The sequence below is a fragment of the Variovorax glucosi genome (assembly GCF_051216695.1).
Taxonomy (GTDB): domain Bacteria; phylum Pseudomonadota; class Gammaproteobacteria; order Burkholderiales; family Burkholderiaceae_C; genus Variovorax.
The window spans coordinates 1-1,101 of record NZ_JBPJZE010000316.1 but is presented as its reverse complement, the minus strand read 5'-3'; the positions used below and the strand labels follow the sequence as shown (position 1 = coordinate 1,101).

2 protein-coding genes are annotated in these 1,101 nt (G+C 67.8%); both read right to left on the bottom strand.

Annotated features, from left to right (window positions below):
• Positions 1-775, bottom strand: a 775-nt coding sequence (locus ACSFA3_RS25275; protein ID WP_435508080.1) for an AAA family ATPase, incomplete at its 3' end; no start/stop codon positions are given.
• Between the two features lie 28 nt (positions 776-803).
• Positions 804-1,101 (bottom strand): IclR family transcriptional regulator domain-containing protein (locus ACSFA3_RS25270; protein WP_435508079.1); only part of this gene is annotated, 298 nt, incomplete at its 5' end.

Below are 1,101 nucleotides of genomic sequence, written 5' to 3'. Positions count from 1 at the left end.
AGCCCTTGCGCGTGAGGTCGGCCACGGCCACCATCGATGCGACGAGCTTCGTGCCCGCCTCGTCGGCTAACGATGGCACACGCGCCTGCACGATGGCGGTCTCTTCGGCGGCCGGCAGGTAGTTGAGCGAAGCCACGATGTTCCAGCGGTCGATCTGCGCATGGTTGAGCCGCTGCGCGCCGTGGTACAGGCCGTTGAGGTTGCCCAGGCCCACCGTGTTGGCGGTGGCGAACAGCCGGAAGAAGGGGTGTGGCCGCAGCACCTTGTTCTGGTCCATCAGCGTGAACTTGCCGTCGCGCTCCAGGATGCGCTGGATGACGAACATCACATCGGGCCGACCGGCGTCGTACTCGTCGAAGACCAGCGCCACGGGGCGTTGCAGCGACCAGGGCACGATGCCTTCCTGGAACTCTGTGACCTGCTTGCCTTCGCGCAGCACCACCGCGTCTTTGCCGACGAGGTCGAGCCGGCTGATGTGGCCGTCGAGGTTGAGCCGTACGCAGGGCCAGTTCAGCCGCGCCGCTACCTGCTCGATGTGCGTCGATTTGCCGGTGCCGTGCAGGCCCTGCACCATCACGCGCCGGTCGCGCGTGAAGCCCGCGAGGATGGCGAGCGTCACGTCGGGGTTGAAGCGGTAGACCGCGTCGACCTCGGGCACGTGGTCGTCGATGGCTTTGGACGGGCTGAAGGCGGGCACCTGCAGGTCGGTGTCGATGCCGAACACGTCGCGCACGCTGAGCATCCTGTCGGGTCGAAGGTCGGCGGTGTCGGTCACGGTGGGCTTTCGGGGAATGTGGGGTTCTTCAGGCCTGTGCGCGGTCGGGGGCCGCGTCGGCATCGATGCGGCTCAGCGCCTGTGCCGCGCGTTGCAACGCGGGCAGCAGCGTCTTCGCCTTGGCCGCGTCGAGCCGCATCACTGGCGCCTGCACCGCGATGCACAGGTTGGAGGGCGCGTCGTCGCCGGACGGCACCAGCGTGGCAATGCACAGCAGGCCCGGCAGGAACTCTTCATGGTCGATGGCGTAGCCGTCCTTGCGCACGCGCTGCACTTCCTTCTCCAGCGCCTCGGGGTCGGTCAGCGTCCTTGGTGTGTACGGCTCG